The 22,548-nt window shown below is 42.1% G+C and carries 16 protein-coding genes; 4 read left to right on the top strand and 12 right to left on the bottom strand.

Translation table 11 applies throughout. The annotated features are described in order from the left end of the window. Positions 1 to 81: 81 nt before the first annotated feature. From rfbF to GSQ19_RS10775, 4 genes are all read right to left on the bottom strand, one after another. Positions 82 to 855: a glucose-1-phosphate cytidylyltransferase gene (gene rfbF, locus GSQ19_RS10790; RefSeq protein WP_011317953.1), complete on the bottom strand. Its 774-nt coding sequence runs from the start codon at positions 853 to 855 to the stop codon at positions 82 to 84. A 561-nt stretch (positions 856 to 1,416) separates the two neighbouring features. Beyond that, positions 1,417 to 3,615: a tetratricopeptide repeat protein gene (locus GSQ19_RS10785; protein ID WP_011317952.1), complete on the bottom strand. Its 2,199-nt coding sequence runs from the start codon at positions 3,613 to 3,615 to the stop codon at positions 1,417 to 1,419. A 102-nt stretch (positions 3,616 to 3,717) separates the two neighbouring features. Further along, complete coding sequence (locus GSQ19_RS10780; protein ID WP_011317951.1) at positions 3,718 to 4,500, bottom strand: PP2C family serine/threonine-protein phosphatase; 783 nt, start codon at positions 4,498 to 4,500, stop codon at positions 3,718 to 3,720. 42 nt (positions 4,501 to 4,542) lie between these two features. After that, entirely contained in the window at positions 4,543 to 5,217 is a 675-nt protein-coding gene (locus GSQ19_RS10775) for a vWA domain-containing protein (protein WP_011317950.1), read from the bottom strand. A gap of 605 nt (positions 5,218 to 5,822) precedes the next feature. Between GSQ19_RS10775 and GSQ19_RS10770 the strand changes: the two genes are divergently transcribed. After that, complete coding sequence (locus GSQ19_RS10770; protein WP_011317949.1) at positions 5,823 to 7,196, top strand: response regulator; 1,374 nt, start codon at positions 5,823 to 5,825, stop codon at positions 7,194 to 7,196. A 148-nt stretch (positions 7,197 to 7,344) separates the two neighbouring features. Here the strand turns inward: GSQ19_RS10770 and GSQ19_RS10765 are convergent, their stop codons facing one another. Next, positions 7,345 to 7,983, bottom strand: a complete 639-nt coding sequence (locus tag GSQ19_RS10765) for a hypothetical protein (protein WP_011317948.1) — start codon at positions 7,981 to 7,983, stop codon at positions 7,345 to 7,347. A gap of 498 nt (positions 7,984 to 8,481) precedes the next feature. Here GSQ19_RS10765 and GSQ19_RS10760 point away from each other — a divergent pair, with 498 nt between their 5' ends. Both GSQ19_RS10760 and GSQ19_RS10755 read left to right on the top strand, forming a co-directional pair. Next, entirely contained in the window at positions 8,482 to 9,576 is a 1,095-nt protein-coding gene (locus GSQ19_RS10760) for an AOC03_06830 family ribosome hibernation factor (RefSeq protein ID WP_011317947.1), read from the top strand. A 109-nt stretch (positions 9,577 to 9,685) separates the two neighbouring features. Further along, complete coding sequence (locus GSQ19_RS10755; protein WP_011317946.1) at positions 9,686 to 10,243, top strand: HdeD family acid-resistance protein; 558 nt, start codon at positions 9,686 to 9,688, stop codon at positions 10,241 to 10,243. Positions 10,244 to 10,266: 23 nt separating this feature from the next. Here the strand turns inward: GSQ19_RS10755 and GSQ19_RS10750 are convergent, their stop codons facing one another. The 5 genes from GSQ19_RS10750 to GSQ19_RS10730 all read right to left on the bottom strand — a co-directional run bounded on the left by GSQ19_RS10750 (position 10,267) and on the right by GSQ19_RS10730 (position 19,465). Then, positions 10,267 to 10,746 (bottom strand): HetP family heterocyst commitment protein, encoded by a 480-nt coding sequence (locus GSQ19_RS10750; protein WP_011317945.1) that lies wholly within the window; start codon positions 10,744 to 10,746, stop codon positions 10,267 to 10,269. A gap of 1,030 nt (positions 10,747 to 11,776) precedes the next feature. Further along, positions 11,777 to 14,905, bottom strand: a complete 3,129-nt coding sequence (locus GSQ19_RS10745) for a cysteine peptidase family C39 domain-containing protein (protein ID WP_011317944.1) — start codon at positions 14,903 to 14,905, stop codon at positions 11,777 to 11,779. Between the two features lie 1,062 nt (positions 14,906 to 15,967). Then, positions 15,968 to 18,382 carry a GH116 family glycosyl hydrolase gene (locus GSQ19_RS10740; RefSeq protein ID WP_011317943.1) on the bottom strand — a complete coding sequence of 805 codons (2,415 nt, stop codon included), beginning with the start codon at positions 18,380 to 18,382 and terminating at the stop codon, positions 15,968 to 15,970. 118 nt (positions 18,383 to 18,500) lie between these two features. Then, positions 18,501 to 18,734, bottom strand: a complete 234-nt coding sequence (locus tag GSQ19_RS10735; RefSeq protein ID WP_011317942.1) for a hypothetical protein — start codon at positions 18,732 to 18,734, stop codon at positions 18,501 to 18,503. Between the two features lie 32 nt (positions 18,735 to 18,766). Then, on the bottom strand, positions 18,767 to 19,465 hold the full coding sequence (locus GSQ19_RS10730; protein WP_011317941.1) for a Coq4 family protein: 699 nt from the start codon (positions 19,463 to 19,465) through the stop codon (positions 18,767 to 18,769). A gap of 100 nt (positions 19,466 to 19,565) precedes the next feature. On the opposite strand from GSQ19_RS10730, the gene GSQ19_RS10725 reads away from it, so the two are divergent. Beyond that, on the top strand, positions 19,566 to 20,219 hold the full coding sequence (locus GSQ19_RS10725; protein WP_011317940.1) for a TetR/AcrR family transcriptional regulator: 654 nt from the start codon (positions 19,566 to 19,568) through the stop codon (positions 20,217 to 20,219). A 110-nt stretch (positions 20,220 to 20,329) separates the two neighbouring features. Here the strand turns inward: GSQ19_RS10725 and rimM are convergent, their stop codons facing one another. Both rimM and GSQ19_RS10715 read right to left on the bottom strand, forming a co-directional pair. Further along, entirely contained in the window at positions 20,330 to 21,031 is a 702-nt protein-coding gene (gene rimM, locus GSQ19_RS10720) for a ribosome maturation factor RimM (RefSeq protein WP_011317938.1), read from the bottom strand. Between the two features lie 3 nt (positions 21,032 to 21,034). Continuing rightward, on the bottom strand, positions 21,035 to 22,318 hold the full coding sequence (locus GSQ19_RS10715; RefSeq protein ID WP_011317937.1) for a valine--pyruvate transaminase: 1,284 nt from the start codon (positions 22,316 to 22,318) through the stop codon (positions 21,035 to 21,037). Positions 22,319 to 22,548 lie beyond the last annotated feature (230 nt).

Here is a 22,548-nt window from a genome sequence, read left to right as displayed (position 1 = left end):
GTCAACAATACCTTACAACGGAAGTCAAAATTAGAAGGGACAAAATGCCAAAATATTTTTTTGAATTCCGTGTACTTTTAATTACCAAACCTTCCAAGGAGCTTGGTTATTCTTCCATAACTCCTCTAGATAGTTTTTATCGCGCAATGTATCCATTGGTTGCCAAAAACCACTGTGTTTAAAAGCAGATAATTCTTCCATATCTGCTAACTTTTCTAGTGGTTCTTTCTCCCAAACGGTAGCATCATCAGCAATTAAATCTATAACTTCTGGTTCTAAGATAAAATAACCACCGTTAATCCAAGCACCATCACCTTCGGGCTTTTCCCGGAAACTAGTTATTTTAGTTTGTTCGTATCCCAGAGAAATTGCGCCGAAACGCCCTGCTGGTTGGACTGCTGTCAGGGTTGCTAAACTCTTTTGTTCTTGATGAAACTTAATTAATTCGGTGATATTAATATCACATACACCGTCACCATAGGTAAAACAAAAAGTATCATTACCCAGATGTTCGCGGACACGCTTTAAGCGTCCACCAGTCATAGTATGATCACCTGTGTTTACCAATGTGACACGCCAAGGTTCAGCGTAACCAGAATGGACATTCATTTGGTTAAAACGCATATCAAAAGTTACATCAGACATATGTAAGAAGTAGTTAGCAAAATACTCCTTAATCACGTAACCTTTGTAACCACAACAAATAATAAAATCATTAATGCCGTGGGCAGAATAAGTTTTCATGATGTGCCAAAGAATTGGCTTACCACCAATTTCTACCATCGGCTTAGGCTTGATACTGGTTTCTTCACTGAGGCGTGTACCAAGCCCTCCAGCCAAAATCACCGCTTTCATACAATTACCTTGGGGATTTGCAGTTAGATTAATTTTTGAATATCGGGATGAAGAGGATGCACATGGATGGGAGAAAAATTTACTTCTCTTTTATTTTTCTCCGTACATAATCTAACTGTTTTTCTGAGCCTTTGTATAAAGAATAAGTAAATATAAATCTTTTAGATATGAAAGCTTAGTGAATGAATTAATTATTAGTTGTCCGTTGTTAGTGGTCAGTTGTCAGTGGTGAAGAATAAAAGGTTTTGGGATAAATTATGAACGATGAAATATTGAACATTGCCTGGAATTTTACAATACACGTAGGGTGCGTTACCCTAAGTGATAACACACCCTATATACACTTGATTTTTTCAGTGTAGGCACAAACTAAGCCAACAAAAATTAATACCAATTCAATTAATGATTGCAACACATCCTTGGGTGAAGAAGACGCGATGAATCGCGTCTCTACAGATGGTTCATTTGTCCCATTCTTTTGCCAATTGGTATAAATCGAATGACGATGTAAATGATTGATTATTAACACCTGACAACTGACAACTGACAACTAACAATTAATTACTGTTTTGCTGTCAAGTCGGTGCTGGCATATCCTCGCATTGTAGAGCTTTGGAATAAAGCATTACATTTGCTTTCCTCAATGATACAGATACTGCTGAGTGCTTGTTGATAACTTTCCGTATCTTCTTGTTCTAAAGAAAGTTTGGCGGCTAGCTGTAAATCTGCAAGAGCTTTGGCATTATTGGCATCAGATTTATTACTAGTAATTTGTGCTAATTCGTAGCGCACCATACCACGTTTGAGATACACTTTGGCTAGTTTGTCGTTAATTTTTAATGCTTGATCAAAATCTGCGATCGCCTGATCATATTCCTTGGTCGAATCACCTGTATATTGGGCAATGAGATAGCGGACAGAAGCACGCTGAAAGTAAGCTTCGGTTTTAGCGGGGTTAAGTTTCAGGGCTTGGTCAAAATCGGCGATCGCTTCTTGGTAATCTTTAATGGTATCGCTGCTATATTTAGCCATTTGTGACCGGACAATTCCCCGGCGGATATAAGCTTCGGCTTCCTTCTCGTTGAGTTTCAGGGCGTGATTAAAGTCGGCGATCGCTAATCTATACTGTTGGTCAGGATCATTACTATATTCAGCCAGCATCAAGCGGGAGTTACCCCGATTCACAAAAGCTTTGATTTCATTGGGATTAATTTGCAAAGCTACAGTGTAATCGGCTAAAGCACCTTCATAGTCTTTCAGGTTATAACGCGCATTACCTCGGTTCACCAAAGCTTTGGCGTTTGTTGGTTCCTGCTGAATGGCATGGGTGAAGTTATCTACTGCCTGTTTATAATCACGCACTTGGTAAGCAGCATGACCCTGTTGATAATACTCTGCAAAACTCAGGGCGGTATTACTATTAGCTTGTTTAGGCATCAGCGCTTGTTGAGCATAATTATTGCGCGATACCAAAGGACTGGTGAACTTTGTCACCACATCCAAGTATCCCAAAACCCCAAAACCCAACAAACAAAAAACTACCGGATAAAACTTCCCTTTCCAGCGATTGCGGTAAGGTGAAAAACTGGGGGTGGGTGAGTGCCAGTTGCTTTGGTACATCGGCATCACTGGCTGCGGCAAGTTAACAGGCTGATTGCCGTGGCCGTAGCGTCTCTTGGTGGGGATGCGGGGACGGAGATGTTCTCTATTTTCAATCGCTTGCACCGAAGGAAACGGGTCACGACCACCCAAGCGTAAAGCACGTTCGCACCAAGGGCAACTGTGCAGGTGATTGCTGTAGTGATGTTGAGAATTAACTGTACAGGTAGTCAGGGAATCTTCAGCCTCAGCTATAGCCGATAGCCAAGCTTGGGCATTAGGGCGCAGTTGGGGTTCGTTGTGACCATCCTCAAAACAACGAATAAACAGCGCTTGTAAGCTGGGGTGGAGAATTTCCCAAGGCGGGGCGATAGGAGTAGGTAGGTAAGGTACTTGCCGTTTCTTACTATAAGTGAAATGTCCCGACGCAATTCTGGCTTCATAAGGTGGTGGTTCAGGAATGCCTTGATAAATGCCAGAAAAGGGGTGCGTACCTTCCATCAGCAGTTGGAAGATTAGCACCCCTAAACCAAATAAATCATGAGTAGCTTGGCGATCGTGATGAGCAAAGATTTTATTCTGTAGTTCTGGTGGGGTAAACTCTGGTTTCCCTACCGGGCAACGATAAACAAGATCATTATCAGGGTCACATACTTGGAAAGAATCCGTATCTACCAAGGTAACCAGGGCTGTGTCACTTACCAAAATGTTCGATTCGTTGACATCGCCTACAGAATAGCCGCTATTATGTAAAGCCGCAAAAGCCGCCGCCAAATTCCGCGCTGTCCGCAGTAGGTACTGATAATTAAATAAAGGACAGTGTTGACGGCGAGTCCGGGGGTTGTAAAAGTCGATGATAGGACGCATCCCCCGAATACGCGGCATCAAAAAGCCAATGACGCGTTCGCTTTCATCTGCTCCCCATAATAATTCTTGCGGCCAAGCAATGGAAATATGACCCAAACTAGCCGTAGGATTTTCCGGCGGGTTAGCCAGCATCGCCCGGAGTTTGCTGGCGTGGGCAACTGTCGGCTTGTGATAAATCTTTGCCACACAATCACCCGCCGACGGTACAGCATAAATGCACGCTTCACCGCCACGCCCCAAACTCACGCTGAGGCTGATAATCTCTTCCTGAGGAAGATAACGTAGTACCTTCATGATTAAGTTACGGTTAAGGGTATAAGAAGGGCAGGGGCAGGGGGCAGGGAGCAGGGGGCAGGGAGAGAAGAACACTATTGACAACTGACCACTGACACACCTTTACAAATGATTAAAGGCTCCTATAATCAGCGTTAAATCATCGTCAGTACGTTGTGTAATTCGCTCAGAGCCTAGAAACTTGACTAGCTGCTCTTTTGCTTCTGCTTGATCTTCGGCGTTTTTTACAAAGTCGAATAACGGAAAAAAGAAGGGTTTGTGAGGTTCACTAACAACCATATTTAAAGCCAGCATTTGCAGCCCATCGGTGAGGAGTCCGATGTTGACGATGGTTTCGCGCCATAATCGCATCTGTGCCGTTTCTAACGCACCTGGTGACGTTAAAAAAGTTGTCTCGTTAATGTATTCGCCGTTGTCTGGGATGGTTAGTGCCAGTAAGTTGCCCAAATGATCCTTAGCTACTGCCATCCCATCACCGATTTGTGCAGCTGCTACCATTTCTGGTGAGGCGATCGCAATAATTAAGGTAGTCGCTAAATCCTGAGGCTGTTTTTGACAAGCTGCTGCTTCATCTTCCACAGCTTTCTTCGCAGCCAGCAAAGCCTCAGTTAAGAGCGATCGCACAGTTTCATCATCAGCCAGGGAATCTCTGGTAATATCTTTCAGCGATAAACTCTCAATCGCTGTTTCTACCGCCACCATCGCGCCAACTTTCCCTTGACTTGCAGAACCCGCCCCATCTGCGGCCGCCGCCACCAAAACATTCCCCGGCAATAATTGCCAGTGGTGAGCATCCTGACACAACTGCTTAGTTTTCATGTGGCTTGTTCCACAGACAGAAGCGGCGACTACCTGCCAATGAGGGTTCTGTTTTGATGTTTTCATATAGTTTGTTGTGTCAGCTAGCTGTGTAAGGTGCAACTCCTATTAGATAGATCCCCAGCCAATCGGCGGTAGCGCTACCTGCTCATCAATTTGCGAATGAGAAACTGCCGACATACTAGCCGATAGCCAAACAAACATTTCAATAAAGTTCAGTCCTTTGAGTTTCAGAGGCGTTCTGACAGCTATTTGGTTCAGCCTTGTCATGTTCGCATTTTCCACACCTACGCTGAAAAATGCCACACGTTTATTGACCTCATCACCTTGTAAACGCAACGCTGCTTGTTCTACTAAATGATCTAGTTCACCTTGTGGTTCACCATCAGTAATCATAAACACCCAAGGACGATAATAAGCAACACCATTGGCACGATACAACGATTTGCGCTCTTGTACCATGTCCAACGCTTTGTGAATACCAGCCCCCATACTGGTTAATCCTTGCGCTGTCAGAATTGGTGGGTTAAATTGATCGGCAGTTACAAAGTCTTGTATTACATTGATATGACTATCAAAAGTAATGATCGCAATTTCTACCCGTCTGGCTGCTATGGAATTTTTCATCAGCTCATCTTTCAAACTGAGCAAGCCCTGATTTAGAGCTTCTATAGCAGCACCTTGCATGGAGCCAGATGTATCGAGCAACAACACGCAAGGACAGCGTGGTTCTGGGTTCTCAGCAAACTCTACTACTTCATCTAGGGTCAAAGTATCATTCATAACGTTTTGTGTTATGTTATAGTCCAAAGCTCTATTTTCCTTTTTTCAAAGTATATAGTTTCCACAGCCGAAGCCGACAAGACCACAGGTAGATGTTTGGCGGTAGCTGGTTTAATCTTCATTAATAAAGATCCTTCTCACCGAAAGCTCTACAGATTTAAGGAAATCTTAATCAAAATGTAGAGTCAAAAATAAATCATCGGTTTCCATTCGAGACATTAATCCATCTATCAAAATTTATATAGAGCAACCACAGAATATAATAAATAGTTTGATTTTGCCTACATAAATTTTTAAAGATTTTGTGTGGAATTTTTGGTTTTCTATATAGAAAATAAATTGCTAATTAAATTAATCACCATGAATAAAATACCTAATGTGACGAAGGAAACTTGAATGTGAAAATTGTTAAAAGAATAAGACTTCAGTACATAGTTTGCAAGTTTACATCCTCTTGAGTGCCTAAAGTTTCTAGTTAGTAAAAGATTTGTCTGTCTTCACTCCAGAAAAACCTAAAAAAATATCCAAATATCATGAATATCTCATAGTAAAAGCTCCAAATCCGGACATAAATCCTGTATCTTTTGACAAAAGTAATTAACAATATGAACTATCACGGCACATTTACAGCACTAAGTCCTCAGGGTTTGTTAAGACATTTATCTAGTTGTTTTGACACCACTTGTTTAAAAGCTTTTAGCAACTCAGTCACTTGGTCAATTTACTTAGAGGATGGAACAATCACCTATGCTACTCATTCTGTAGAACCATTCGATAGATTAGAACGCCATTTGCGCCGCCTCAGTCAACAATTTCCTCAAGTGACGAATGAAATTCGGGTACAGTTACGCTTGCTGTTTGAAGCCGAAGGGCAAAATTCCAGCGATACTATTCAGCCCCCTGATTACCAGGCTGTTCATTGGCTTGTCGAGCAAGAATATTTAGATACTGCACAGGCCACGATGCTAATTCAAGAATTAGTTAAGGATGTAATTGAATCATTTCTGTTAATCAAAAATGGCAATTATGAGTTAAGTAATTCACTGGAGAAAGTATCGGGAATTTGCCGACTTGATGCAGCCAAAGTAATGGAACGGTGTCAAATCAGATTACAAAATTGGCAATCTTACTTACCGAAAATCACATCACCCTATCAACGTCCCTATCTGTTGATTAACAGTAAGAATTCTCCAGAACTGCAACCAAAACTGACTTATTGGATGAAGGGTTTCAGCTTGCGCCATCTAGCTATAATTATGAATCAAGATGAAATCCAGTTGGCTCAAAATTTATATCCTTACATCCTCACCGGAGAGATTATATTACATGAACCAGATCCACCATTTGATCAATTACCCAAAATTCTAGCAGAATCAACATTAACTCCTAAATACACAACTGCATTCCTGAGTAGGAAATTAGTAGATACAGTTGTAGAACTCAGTAGTAATGCTACACCAATCACCCCAATTCTTGCAGTAGATAATTTAGCTCCTGTGGTGCGATTACCACAAGGTTATACTCCTGCCAAAGCAAGCCATCAGGAACTAACATTATCAAATACCACAAATTCTATTCCGGAAAGAGTAACGCCTGCTACCAGAACTACTCGACAAGTTTATAAAATCGTTTCTGTAGATGATAGTCCAACAATTCTCAAGGAAATTAGCTATTTTTTAGAAAGTGAAAATTTCACGGTAATCACTATCAATGATCCGCTCAAGGCTGCTATGTCAATTATCAGACACAAACCAGACTTGATTTTACTGGATCTGAATATGGCTGGTATTGATGGTTATGAATTGTGTAAGATTATCCGCAATAATTCTATGTTCAAAAATACGCCGATTATATTCGTGACGAGTTATAAAGGATTAGTTGATAAAGTAAGGGCTAGATTAGCTGGTGCATCTGGATATCTCACTAAACCTTTTACCCGTGCAGAATTATTAAAGATTGTGTTTATGCACTTAGCTTAATTAGTTTAGGTAGAACAGGGTAAATAATTAAATGTTTGTAGTGAGAACTAAAGTTCTCAAACCAGAACTAAAGTCCTGACTACGAACTTAGGTTGTTTTTTGCAAGTCGTCCTACTTATATATAGGAATTGTTAATTAGTAAAGTTTTCTATCTGTTAACAAAAATGAAAGAGTTAACAATTTGTTGGTAAGCTCTGCGATAAACTGCATCATCATTAGTACTATTTTTCGATAATGATACAACTATAATCTGAGTATCTTTAGGGTTCATAAAGACAACACTTTCGCTTTCATATAAGCCACTAGACTGAAATTTGATTCCAGTTTTACCAGCAATTCTGGCAATTTTGAAATCGCGGCTCATGGTAAATTGATTACTCTGTTTAACCCATTGCTGTAAGGATAATTTTTTTGTGTTGTTGTAAACTCTAATGCTGACATTAGCAGGGTATTCGGTACCACCTTCATAGGCTCCGGCGCGAATTTCCTGAGCGTGCTGTTTAGTCCATATGTCAAGAGCTTCTACAGGAGCATCAATACCATTTGAAGGTGTAGAGATATCATTATCTATGACAAAATCTTTGGAGGAATAGGTAAACCGAAACAGAAAGCGATCGCTCCGATACACTCCTTGGCTTTGTGACACAATTGTCGGTGTAGGTATTTCTAATTTAGCCCCTTCTTCCAGGGTTACAGAAGAAGCCAGTCCAGGTTTGTCAGATGTTGCTCCTACTATGACCAAACCCATGATGATGGCATTTAATACTGGTTTATACGCTACTTTCATTTCTGTGAACTCATGTGTTTAGTTTTGGTTACATAGATAGATTCAATCCCCAAGAGAATATTTCCGCTAAATAAACGACTTGAGTAGAGCGCGCACAACTATTGAACCGGGGGGAGATGCACAGAGGGTAGCAGTTATCTGTGGTGTTTACAGGGTAAGCTCTTACCTATCTTATTGTTTATGCAGTTTGTTCATAACTTCAATGCACTTTATACAAAAAGTATTTTAAAGTACGCCCAATCACTGCCATGATGAATTAGTTCATAGTGTTGTTGTTTGTTGTGATAGGCGGAGCTTCCTTGAGAATCCGCCTACTTTATCTTGGCATTTCTTCACTACACTGAGGTGTCCTAGTATAGTCGTACAGATGCGATCGCTAATTACTTGTCAATAAAACTGTGGATGCAATCTCCTATTTTGGGTAGAGGAATGACGAGTGGTACTGTCTTTAACATTTGAAGCAGTTGAACCACTACTAAAAATTGAGAAGAGATATCCATGATCACTCATCAGGATCTCAAGCAGTTGCAGTCTTTGACTAAGGTTCCAGCACTTTCTATCCTATTGCCGACTCATCGCACATCACCCGATAACAAACAAGATCCCATTCTGGTGAAAAATCTGGTAAGTGAGGCAACAAAGCGGCTTGACAAAGAATTTACTAGCCGCCAGTTAGAACCATTGTTAAAGCAGCTCGAAACTCTGGTGAGCGAGATTGACTACCCCCACACCCTAGATGGGTTGGCACTATATGTCAGCCATGACTTTGCCAAGCTTTATTACCTGCCTTTTCCTGTACCTGCAAGGGTTGTGATTGATCAAACCTTTGCAACACGAGATTTGGTCTATGGAAGGCATCGGGAGCATCGTTATTGGGTTTTGCTGTTGAGTCAGGCATCCACCCGCTTGTTAGCTGGGACAGGAGAAACCCTTGAGGAGGTTAACGATGAAAACTTCCCCATGCAAATGACAGGCCCTGGAGCCACCACCCCGCTTCCCTATGAGACTGATTCTAGCTATCGAGACGATAGGTATCGCAGATTTTTTCAGCAGGTAAACAGTGCATTGACGCTCTATGAGAATGACTCACTACCGTTGATTGTGGGAGGGGTTGAGCGGCAAATATCTTTCTTCCAAGAAGTTTCTCAAAATACTCAAGCGATGTCTCCGAGGGGCTACGCTTACGCTGGAACTTTGAGAGGCAATTTTGATAGAGCGACTATTCACGAATTGACTCCTCAGGTGTGGTCAATTATGCAGTCCGTTCAGGAGGCGCAACAAGCTGAGGCACTTCAGGCATTAGACGACGCGATGGGTACTCAAAGCGTCGTTTCTACAATTGGGGAAGTGTGGCGATTAGCACACGAAGGTCGGGGGAAATTGCTTTTAGTTGAAAAAAACTACCATGTACCAGCGATATTAACTGAAGACGGCAGGTTTGAGTTAGTGGATCAACCAGGCGGGACAGATGTGATGGATGATGCTGTCGATGAAATTATCGAAGTTGTCTTGGCTAAGGGGGGAAAGGTTGCCATTGTGGATGATGAAGTACTATCCATTTATCAGCGAATTGCATTGATTTTTCGGTATTGATGTCAAATTTCTACAGTTAGACTCAACCTCCCGCGTTTCCTAGCTTGAGGCTGGCTGTTTCAATCTCAGTTACAAGCTAAATACGTTGTGAAAAAACGAGGTGAGTCTTATGACTAGTGATTTTCAATCTGAAGTAGATATCCAAAAATCGACTGGATGGGTAATTGCTCTAAGCGTTGGTCTGATTATTTTAGGTGTTCTAGCGATTCTAATGCCTGGCATAGCCTCAGCATTTTTTACATCCCTCATTGGTTGGATTACCCTGATTAGTGGCGTTGTGATGATTGTTGAGTCGTTTCCATCAAAACCAGTAAGAGGGTTCTGGCTGAATTTGATCGTGGGTATTTTTTACACTATTGCAGGTATTTACATTCTGTTGAATCTGAAATTCGCGCTACTAGCGTTGACCTTAGCTTTTGGTATTTTATTTGTTGTTGAGGGTATTTTTACCATCATTATGGCGTTTACCCACCGAGCAGGACACAGGATGTCTTGGCTGGTGGCGTTAAACGGAGTCGTTACTCTAATTTTGGGTATCATGGTGCTGAATCGCTGGCCCTTCAGTGCTATCTGGCTGATGGGTCTATACGTCGGTATTAGCCTGCTCATGAGCGGCATCTCTTTGTTAGCCTCTGCCCTGACTGCTCGGCGGACACTTGCTAGTTAGTCGTGGCTTGGGGGAGATTTTCTTCAATTATGAATAAAATCTAGGTCAGATAGTTTGAAGGTAATGTCTTGATTGGATATTGCTTGTGGTTCCAAGTACATATCTTGAAACTCATGAACTTGTTCTGTTAACCACTGATCTAAATTACCACCATGAATTTCTGTTGTTTGCTTGCCCACCACCTCCAGATAAGCTAAGTCTTTAATTTTACTTAAGCAACTGGACGGCATATTAGTATTAGACCTAGAAACAGCAGCTACTTGACTGTTTTTTAGATTATCGTGTTGCGGTTGCTGTACTTTGCTAGCTTCGGAGTTTTCTTTGAGTAAGCGGTTATATGTGCGGTAGGGAATGTAGTGCATGGGATTGTACCCAGCAAAGCGCAGCATGAGAACACAAGCCCAAGAGTATTTACCAGCCAGAATTGCTTCAACCACTTTGTCAAATTGTTGAGGATTGATAGCTTTGTTGTAGTTGGTTATGCCTGTAGTATTTTGGTTCATGTTTGTTGTTGTTTTGGATGAAAGTATCTCAGCGATTGCGTGAATTAATAAACCTTAGTAGTTATGTTGAATGACGAACTTGGTAATTATTCCGTGGGCGTTTTGATACTTGTAAATATCTTTGCTGGGTTATTAGATAATAAAGCGACATTATTACTATTAAGTAGTGGGATTTTTAAAGCTAAATTCCTATCAGTATAATCACGTTTTAGCTTCATCTCTCAACTGCCCCTTATTGTTTAGTGTGATGACAATCAAATGTCTGTTTATACCCCTACGTAAATAAAAATTACTGTTATTCACCCAACAAGTTTTGTAATTTTTATCCCTGATTAATTTATTAAATTTTCACTTACTTAAGTATAGGCGAAGCAGTAGAGTTTCTGTATGTATTTTAATCTTTAACATTATCATTGCTTCTCCATACTCTATTCAGAGTCATATTAGTATTTATACTATCTTTTTTCATGAATGTCACCCGTTATCAGAATTTTATTACTCAATTTTACTGAATATTTTTAATGTTGAGTTATACGCTATATCGATAGGGATTTTGAGCATTTTTTACTAGGTAATGAGGGGTTAGACCCCTCGCCTACTGTGCGTTTGAGACTTTAAACCTACTAAGAGAATTTACCACTAAATAGGTTGATAAGCAATTATTTAACGTGAAAAATTAGCTGATAAAAGTTCAGTAAAATTTTCACATTGATATATAAATGCTAATGGTTGCTGACCAATGGTATACGGATATAAATTTGCACTAGATTTATGATGTAGATAATATTGTTGCAACTATACATCCGGAAAATTTTCTATAAAAGTGTCAAGGTTTTTTTACAAAATTAGGAAACCGTTACCAGCACTTTTGTCACTTTTGCGATTTTATGATATGGCAGTAAAAGGTAGTATTCTTTATATGAGTCATACCAATTTGAAAAAAGAATAGGCAAGATACATTGATAGGTGCTTACAAATGTAAGACCCTGTGGCATGGGGAAAATAAAACTATTGACAACTGACGAAACAACTATAGTTGCAGTTGAGCTAAGTGGTGATAAAGACCAGCGATCGCCATTAGTTCTTGATGAGTGCCATGTTCAATCACCATTCCTTGGTCTATGACAAAAATATGGTCAGCATAGCGCACAGTGGAAAGACGGTGAGAAACTATAAAAGTAGTGCGTTCTTGACTAATCTGGGTTAAATTCTGTTGAAAGCGGCGTTCTGATTCTGCATCTAAACCGCTAGTGGCTTCATCTAAAATCAAAATTTTGGGATTTCTCACCAAAGCACGGGCGATCGCAATTTTTTGCCTTTGTCCCCCAGAAAGCATGAAACCTCGTTCTCCCACTGGGGTATCGTAACCCAGAGGTAAGGCTTGGATAAAATCGTGTGCGCCGGATAACTTGGCGGCGGCGATCGCTTGGATTAAACTCAGTTCTTGATCGTGCAAAGTAATGTTTTCTAAAATCGTTCCCGAAAAGAGAAAACTGTCTTGTGCTACTAACCCCACCTGAGTCCGCCAGGATTGGGGCGACACCCCAGCCATATCATGTCCATCAATCAAAATTCTGCCTGTATCAGGGCGATATAAACCCGCTAATAAATTGGCTAAAGTACTTTTACCCGAACCACTTTGGCCAATAATACCGATAGTTTGTTGGGGTTTGACTCCAAAAGAGATATTTTGTAAGGCGTTGCGTTCTTGAAACGAGTTATAACGAAACGATACATTCTCAAATCGTACTTCGCCCCGAATTGGCGGCATCACAAGTAAAGTTGTTTGAGAACTGGCTTCTGGGACAGCCGCATAAACATCATTGAGTCGTTCCACGGAAATCAAGATTTCTTGAAACTCATCCCATAACCCAACTAATGACAAAACTGGATGAGTCACATTTCCAGTCAGCATATTGAAAGCCACAAACTGTCCCAAGGACATTTTCCCACCCATCACCAAAGTAGCCCCAAACCATAAAACCAGGGTGCTACCAACGTGATTAATTAACGTCCGCGTCACTTGTAAACGATGGGCTAACTTTTGTCCCCGCAACCGCGCCTTTAACATTTTTAAAAACCGTTCTTCCCAATACTTCTGCAAAGGACGTTCGGCGGTGGCTGTTTTGACTGTCGCTACCCCAGTCATCATCTCTACCATTGAGGAGTGTTGTCTGGCGGATTCCTGAGAAATTTCTCTTGATGCTTGCTTGAGATAGGGGCTGGCAACTACAGTTAAAATCACTACGGGGATGATCCAACTCAAAACTAAAAGAGTGAGTTGCCAACTGTAATAGGTCATCAACCCCAGATAAGTCACCACCATCAACATATCTACCGCCGCCGCAATTGCCCTACGGCTAATAAACAGTTGAATTTTCCGGTTTTCTTGAACGCGGCTAATAATGTCGTCTACCTGGCGGGAGGCGAAAAATTGTAAGGGTAACTGCAACGTATAGTTAATAAAGTTGCCAATCAAGTTTAAATCTATGCGGTTAGCAAAATAATCTAGTAAGTGTTGGTGTTGTGTCGTTAACACAGTCCGCCAGATACCCAAACATAAAAAGCTGAACGCAAATATATGCAAATTCGGCAAGTTTTTGATAGGCATGACTTGGTCGAGAATCACCTGAGTAAACAGGGGAGTTGCCAATCCAAAAACTTGTACCAATAAGGAGGCCAGAATTATTTGCCTAAGTACTGTCCGATAATTCCACAATGTTTGCCCATAGCGACCAAGAGAAAATTTTTCACTTTTGAGGGCTTGAAAACGTTCTGTGGGGTCTAATAATAGGGCGTAGCCTGTCCAACTCGTTTCAAATTGCGGACGTGACAGCCATTTCCTACCTACAGCCGGGTCAGAAATCAGGATGCGATCGCCTTTAATCTGCCACACTACTACATAGTGATTTCCTTGCCAGTGGGCAACCCAAGGGTTATAGTGCCACTCTAATTTCTGCAAGCTTCCCCGCACTGCTAGCACATCATAACCCAAGGTTTGGGCTGCTACTGTCAAACCTTCAAGAGATGCGCCAGTACGGTCTACCTGGGCTAAATTCCTCAAACTATACAGACTTAAGCGCTTACCCCAATATTGGCTAATCATCGCCAAACAAGCTGCACCACAGTCTGATGAACTTTGTTGTTGAATAAATGGGTAGGAGTAGGACGACCGTGATTTGTGTTGTTTGACTCCTTGGGGAAAGTCGATATCTTCGATGTCGGATGTGGCTGGCGCTGTAGGCGATCGTAAATTCTGCAACTTGGGTAAAGCTATTTGTGGTTTACTATCAGTCGGGATAACATTAACCACCTCTACAGGTGGTTCTATTGGTTGATAGCTTTCAGTAAAGTAATCGGGAGCGATCGCTCTTGCCAAATCCCAATTTTCCACAGACAGTTGGTAAACTAGCAAATCTGTCTGCGCTGTTCCATCTGGTAAGGTGGATTCGGGATATCCCCAACTATCCCCCACCACTGGCAAAAAACTTGCTATTGATATTGATTGTACTTGACCACTCCCTAGCCAAAAACGTCCTTTTTCCGGTGGAGTTGCTTCTGATAAGGTTGTGCCGTTCGGGATGTGTTTAGCGATTAAATAAGGTAGTAATTCTTGGAGTTTTTTACTCTTGAGAGAATGTAATTTAGTATAAATTTTAAAAAATATCAGTGTTTGGCGTTCACTGGTTAAGCGCTGCAAGTAATTTTTGAGTTGGGGGATAGCCTGTAACCAAGGTTTTAATTCAGCAATTGTCGTAGAAAGAACAAAGCCATCACTAGCGGCGATCGCTCGATATGGTAATGTTTGCTGACAAAAGAAATGATCTGCCCCAAAAGTTTGTTCAGCCGACACCAATTGAGTGGAAACTTCTCGCCCCAGAGTTTGATTAAACCCTAATAAACGAACTCTGCCTTGACAAACTAAGTAAATAACATTACTACTATCTGTAGTTGCTGCATCTACAACATAATTTGCCAGTTCATCACCTAGTTGAAACTCACGAACTACCCAGTTTTGGCTCAACTCTGAAACTAGACTCGTATCCCCTGCAACTAACCTCAAAAGATTGAGGATAGCCACTTCTGGAGTGGGAGATAGCTGATCACTGGGATCTTTTTGCAGCCCTCCCTGAACTCTTAACGACGAAGAGGGATTCATAGTTTAATTTCTGTTTAGTGTGTAAACTCTTGGCTTAGTTCTCGGCAAATAAATCTAACATCAGCATTTTGATTGATTGCTAATGTATCTGCTAAAAAAATCGTATTTGGATGAAAACTTATTCCTGTATTTTCTCAAATTTAACTGAATCTTTAACCAGTATTCATGAACTTTATTTTTAATTGATGTTGATTATTCATGAGTAAGTTCACTTAATGGTAAAAGTAGATAGTTAATTTAAATAACTATCTATAGTTTGTTAAATCACCTTTAATTTATTACAACAGTAATTTTCTTAAAAAATCAGGAAAATTATTTTTTTATTTGCAAAAGGTTCTCTATGAACATAAATTTAATGCCATTTTAATTTAGTAATACTGTTAAAGAACGAGAGTAACATCGACATCTGTAAAAATTGGTTTTAATCTGTGTGTGTCCAAAGATATTCAAACATTAGTTACATTTTCCCTTGGTTGATTAAACTCCCGGAAAATAAACCCGAAAATTGTTAACACTGGTTTTTAAATTGGATGTCGAATCCCACCCAAGAGAGAGATACTAAGGCAAATATAAATGCTATTGTGTATCTCATGTTACAGATTTTTTCCCATAGCAACCTAACAAAAACGATAATATTGGCAAGATAGTTGTCACCCCTCACCGATGTACGAAAACTTGGAAATATAGATAAATCAAGCGGAAAAAGCTGTAATTTTTTTGGAAAAAACAGGATTTATTCATCAGAATGGCCAGTTTTTTCCATTATTGCCATGAGAAACTTAAGGAAAATTTTATATTTTTATGGGATTGATGTAATGAGCTATTCTGCTTTTAAGTTGCAAAATCCATCGTGAAGGCTGTTAACTGTCAACTGTTAACAGCCCTTATTAGTAGTTAACGCCGTGTGCAACTTTCTCTCAGACCTAACCCCCAACCCCTTCCCTACAAGGGAAGGGGAGTAATAATTAAAGCCTCTCTCCTTGCAGGGGAGAGGTTGGAGAGGGGTTTTAAGAATAAGTCGCACATCGCGTTAGTTATGCAATTTGGACGCGCACTAGCTTGCTAACCAATCACCAAATATATTGCCCAAATCGCCATAGCGCGGAGATAGGTACTAGCGCGGAAAGTACCGGCGGCGGTGATGGCTTCGGGTGTGCGGAATTGTAAGCCATTATTATAGATTTGCGCTACTACCGCTTGTGTCAACCTGAAACCTTCGTCTTTCATCCCCATTTGTACTAGAAAAGCTGCCAACCCAAAGTTAATTCCTGTCCACACTTCTAAGGGGTGGGTAGCTTTCGGGTTTTCTGGTGAACCATCGGGACGTACTCCATTAGCTGCACCAAATTGACCATCGTAAAACTTGAGGAAGCAAGCATCATAAACAGTTTGGAGTGCAGAAATAGCGCGATCGCTTGGTACAATATCCGGTAACTCTAGTAAATTAGCGTAGAACTGTCCACACAATTGATCTGCCATAACAACATCGGAACCGCTTTCACTATCTAATCGATAATATTTACCATTCCAAAGTTTTTCTTGATAAATAGGTAGGGACTTCGTTAACCAAGTTTCATAGGTGGATTTTTGTAGAAGCAGCTTTTCCTTAGTTTCCGAATCTTGGTGATTTTGTAATAAGATGTCACTGATAGCGATCGCTGCTGCCAATGCAGCCATCCACAAGCCACCACAATAGGCGCTAACTCCTTGCAAACGCCAATCATCAAAGGTTTGGTCAGGCGCGCCGGAATTTTCGGGAATCCCATCCCCATCTAAATCAAAGGTTTTCACATAATCCAGGGTTTCTACAATTGCATCCCAGCAATCCCTTAAGAACTGGACATCATCCGCACCAGTCAGGAGAAAATCCCGATACACTTGCAAGACAAAATCACAGCCTAAATCCTTCCACAAATTGCAATCTTGATAGCTGGTGTAATTAGTTTTCTCCCAGACGTGTTCATTGGGTGCGCCTAAATCGTGGGGTGTTGCGCCTGGAGTTTTACGCACAGCAATGGGACTTTCTGCCCCAATGGTGTAGTAATAACCAATCACACGGGGGGTATCATCTCCTTGGGGAATAGCCCGCGCAAAAGCCCGCATTACAGCCTTTTCTAGTTCTGGGAACAGTTGCAACAACCCAAAAGAACCATACAGCCGCACATCCAAACTTTCATACCATCGGTAATCTAAGCACTCCAGCACCGCAAACTGACCGATGGGATCGCTTGGTGTCGCTGCACTCCAGAGAGTCCCCCCACTAGTGAGGTCATAAAGCTCATTAAACAGCGCCATTTTGAACCAGTCGGGCAAATCGTCCCGGTTCAGTATCGGGTCTTGCCAAGCTTGGATTTGTTGTTGCCAAGTTTGATACTGTTCTAGAGCAATAGTTGCGATCGCCCAAGCATGATTACCACTTTTACCAAAAAAGTCTGTATATCTGCGATAGTAATTCACACCGGCCGCAAACTCTGTCACAGGTAAATCCCAACTCACCACAAAGGGGATTTCTAGGGTTTCTCCTGGTTGCAGAGTGAAACGGACAGCGATCGCAGCTCCTAACTGTTCATTCTCCGACACAGGTGAAGTATCTATATAGTTAGCTAAGGAACCATCCGCCGCAAAACTCTGCCATACTTCCTCACCCGTCCCGACAGGATTCCATCTTGTATGATGAAAAATCTCTACTTGGGGATGTTTCCGAGTGACAATGCACCAACTCCCCTCTCCTTCCTGTAAAGGTTCAGCCATCCCCACCCGCCCCAAAAAGCAACCAAGATGTTGGGGACTCTCATCTAAATAGTTATAATTTCCCCCACTTTCCCCCAAGCGCGGCTGATACTCATACACTGGACTACCATCGTCCCGCACTCGCACATCAGGAGATTTGAGCGCATTAGTAAACCAACCCACCATATTTTGCCAAGTCAGCATAATACTGAGTGTAATAGGCGCATTTGTGGGGTTATGAGCTTGCCAAACAAATACCGCTACAGGGTAACTAGTTTCTTGATAATTATTTGCCCAGATAGGGGAAAACTGCTCACAAGTTAACTCTGCCTGAAACACATTCTCATACACAAACCAACTACGCGGATACAAGGCGTGATATGTCCCGGTGGTTTGCGTTGCGGTTGAGGCTGGATACCACTGCCAACTTTTCAAGCTTCCGTCATCTGTTGGTTGGGTAGATAAAGCATAAGCTTGGGAAGAAGTGCCATTTGATTCAAATACACTAAATTGACAGGCAGGAAAATTTTGGAAAATATGCTCACCACCGTCAATATGCCATAGGTTAAAGTCTCCCCGCGAAGAACGACCAATGCAACCAGCACCAAAGCCACCCAATGGCATCCCATGCCAAGGCCCATCATCAATATTACTCGCATAGCGGACAGTATAAGGTTTATCCCAACCCAAGCCAATAGGACGATTCCAAGTAGAGGAGGGAATTTGCGGGGAGAATTGATTTGTCATTAACTGGTGTTAAAAGTATGCAGTTACGCTAAGGAAGCTTAACGCGATGTGTAATTTTTCTCAAGTGTTTGGGGATTGGGGACTGGGGATTGGGAACTCAAAGGTTTACGTGATGTTTTTACGCCCAATATTCTGGTTGGGTTAATTCTATAGCGATCGCTAGGAGACTGGCAAAGTCCAACCGATAAAAAAGTTGCCAAAAACGAACTTGTTCCCGTATCTGATGATTACCGCAGGAAAATATTACTCGCCTAGTTTGTATGAGTAATGATAACCAAGGGTAGGTATTACGGATGAGACGAAACCAGATACAGGAAGATTGTTTGTTATTGTTCTGATTTTCACGACTCATATTCTAAACTTCTTCCCTCCTGCCTTCACCATCTAATTAAAAGCTTGAATATTTAATTCATCCCGCCACTGGGATAAAGGTTTTTCCCAAGCTTCTTCCCACTTTTGCGCGAATAAAGGTTTGGCTTTTAAACCCATTGTCCAACCTCGTTCAATAGTCTGGAGAAGCTGAGGTAAGTCTTCTGGAGCGAGTAAGGTGGCGCTCATCAAGGCATTGGCAATTAACATACTGGCTAAGGGTAAACGGAATTGTGCTAGATAAAAGGCTTGTAATCCAATTTCGTCAATGCCACTAGCGCTGAATCCCGTAACAAGATGCCAAATATCATGGGTTTGCTGCCAGCGATGCTCAATGTAAGCGGTATCTGAATTGACAATAATTTCAGGATCTATGCGTTCAAAGCCAGATTCTTTGAGAGTCGAGGCATAGAGATAACCTAAAGAATCCTCCGGATATTGCAATAGCCGTTCTAAGTCGTGGACTGGCGCATAATATCGCTCTTTGATCAAATGCGCTACGTCAGGATCAGTCTGCATACTTTCCGCCGCCAATTCAAAGGCCCGGCTGTGAATTAAGATGCTACTAAGTTCATCTACCGCATCTATGTTGTCTTCTGTTGTCAGTAACGTGAAAAAAGCTTTCATCGCCGTCAAAAACTGGAAATTCATCTGCCGTTGTACTTCAGAGTCGAGTTTTAACGGCTGAACTGGGTGAGTATTTATCGTTTGCATGGCAAGAGCTACTAGTAATAAAATTGATTAAATATGAACATTATTCATATTTAAAATATACGAACAATGTTCATGTTTTGTCAAGGGCGAAATTAGATTGATGACAGCGAATAATTCTCCCAGTAATTCCAAGATGCGCCGCCAACCCCAGCAGGCGAGGAGTCAGGAGCGAGTTAATTACATTCTGAGTGCAGCCGAAGAACTATTTATTGAGCTGGGATATGAGCAGACAACAACAAGAGCGATCGCATCTCGTGCTAAAGTTCCTGTTGGTTCCTTGTATCAGTTCTTCCCCGATAAAGAATCCATTCTCAAAGCCTTAGCCGTGCGATATTTTCAACAGGAATATCAGCTGTTTGCCCAACTGCACACCAAAGAAGCAGAGACATTACCTGTTGCAGCGTATGTTGATCGGGTAATCGATGCGTTCGATCATTTTATGAACAGCCATCCGGGGTATCGTGCTGTGTATGAGCAATTGCTCAACCTGATGACATATTCAGCAATTGAAGCAATGGATAACTATGAATATCGAATTGTAGATGAACTGGCTGCTTTCTTTGCTAAACTCAACCCCAAACTAGATGCAGAAAAATGCCAAGCGATCGCCTTAGTAGTAGTGAAAGTAGTAAGTGATCTTCTATGGCTGGCTACCAGTCAGACTCCCGCAAAGCGTCAATTGCTGTTAGCAGAAACGAAAATATTAATGTTGGGTTATCTCAATAATTATTTAGGTAATCAGGTAAGGGACTAGGGATTGGGGACTAGGGACTGGGGATTGGGGATTGGGGACTGGGGACTGGGGTTGGGTATTTCTCCCCCTACCTCCCCTGCTCCCCCTGCTCCCTGCCCCCCTGCCTCCTCTCACACTCCGCTTCCTAACTCCAACAACCCAGGCGGGGGAGTAATTTCGATGCGGCGGGTTTCTAAATCTACTACTGGTGCGATCGCCTTGACAAAGGGAATCAGCACAGTTTTTGGTTTTTTGTCGCTAGGAACTGGCTCATGCAGGCTCACTTCTAGTAAATCATTGCCAGCCGGGATGACATCAACTACAGTCCCTACCAAATCTCCGGAGGTTTGTAAGAATACTTCCATGCCGATTAAATCGACCACATGATATTCATCTTCGCCTAGTTCTGGGCGATCGCTCGCTGGCACAAACAACATACAACCCCGTAATTCTTCCGACTGGGTGCGATTTTCTACACCAGCTAACTGGAGGACATATAAGTTTTTGTTCTCCAGATAACGACCATGCAGCAATTCTATAGGTTGTGGTTCCGTTTGCCCCGGACGTAATAACCATCGGGTTCCCGGCACTTCAAAGCGTTCGGGAAAGTCAGAGTCAGGATAGACTCGCACTTCCCCAGATAAGCCTTGCGCGGAAACGATTTTACCAATTTGTAGCCATTCGTCAGGATCGGGGACTGGGGACTGGGGACTGGGGACTGGGGACTTCTTCTGTTTCTTTTCCCCCTGCCCCCTGCCCCCTGCCCCCTGCTTCTTCTCACCTGCCCCCTGCCCCCTGCTCCCTGCCCCTTTACTATCTTGTTTACGCTTCATGACTTAGGCACTAACAGGTGTACGCTGGTAAACTTGCTCGACTGCTTTTGCTAGGCGCTGCATACCAAGGGCGATTTCTGTATCGCTACCAGTCAAGCTGATGCGGACACATTGGTGTTTGTGCGCCCATTCTTCTTTTAAGCCAGGGAAGAATGTACTACCAGGGACGACAATTACTCCCACTTTCTTCAGTTCTTGGTACAGTTCCCAATCGGTGATGGGCAAATCTTGTAACCATAGCCAACTAAAGATAGCACCTTCACCGCGATGGAGGAACCAAGGTAATTCTTTAGGCATGGCTGCTTCTAAAGCGTTCTCGACGATGGCGAATTTGTTTTGATAGAAAGGACGGATAACTTGTTCTGCGATTTGCGCCAATGCACCAGAGTTAATGGCACGGGCTGCGATCGCCTGCCCGTAGCGTGAGGAATGTAAACTAGCATTAGTCTGGAAAGATTCTAGGACTTGAATTAACCTTTCATTTCCAATGGCGATGCCAATTCTTTCCCCTGGTAAACCTGCTTTCGATAAGCTGGTGCAATGAAGAATATTTTCCCCAAAAATCAGGGACATATCTGTGAAATTCAACGCTGGGAATGGGGGAGCGTAAGCTGAGTCAATTAGCACTGGCACATTATAAGGTGCGGCGAGGGCAGCAATTTTTCTCACTTCGTCATCGGTGAGAACATTACCCGTAGGGTTACAGGGGCGGGAGAAGATAACGCAGCCAGTGCTTTCGGAAATAGATACCTGGCTAAAATCGGGGCGATATTTAAAGCTGTGTGCTGCTGCATCAATATCTAGAGATGGTTTGTAAGCAACTAAAGCTTCGGGAACTAGACAAATACCACCATAGCCAGTGTAATCGGGACTCAGGGGTAAAACAATTTGCTTGAGGTCGCCGTTGCCAGTGTAACCGCCGAAAACATTGGCAGCATAAAAGTAGAGAGTTTGACTGCCTGGAGTGATTAAGACATTGCGATCGGTTAAATTCAAACCATAACGACGGTTAAAATCTTTGACAACTGCCTCAATTAATGGCGCATAGCCTTGACTAGAACCGTAACGACAAACGACTTCACCATATTCTTGACTTGCTAAGAGTTCTGCTGTGCAGTCCCGCCATAATTGTTCTACCTCTGGCAAAATCAACGGGTTGCCTGCACTTAAATTAATTAAATCCTGCCCTCCACCAGACTTCAACGTTTCGATAATGTCCTTCATAATCGCTCGTACACCAGTCAGGTTGGACATTTGATCGCCAATTTTAGTTAGGGCAGGGTTCATAAGCTTTAACAGTAAAGATAATTGAAGGGTTGACAAAAATATGGGTCTAGTGAAGCAGACCGATATCATTTTCTAGGCTTGCCGCCTGTAACTAATGTACCAATCTCAGCCGAAAATGCAATTTTAGTTAGTTTACAAAAAAGTTATGTAAATTTTCTGCAACTACCATTTGATAGAATCTTGCTCACCCCATCATTTTCCATTTTTCAGGGTTGCAGGTAAGATACTTG

Origin of the sequence: Trichormus variabilis 0441 (genome assembly GCF_009856605.1) — a bacterium.
GTDB classification, from domain to species: Bacteria; Cyanobacteriota; Cyanobacteriia; order Cyanobacteriales; family Nostocaceae; genus Trichormus; species Trichormus variabilis.
This window is presented reverse-complemented; position numbering and strand designations above follow the sequence as displayed.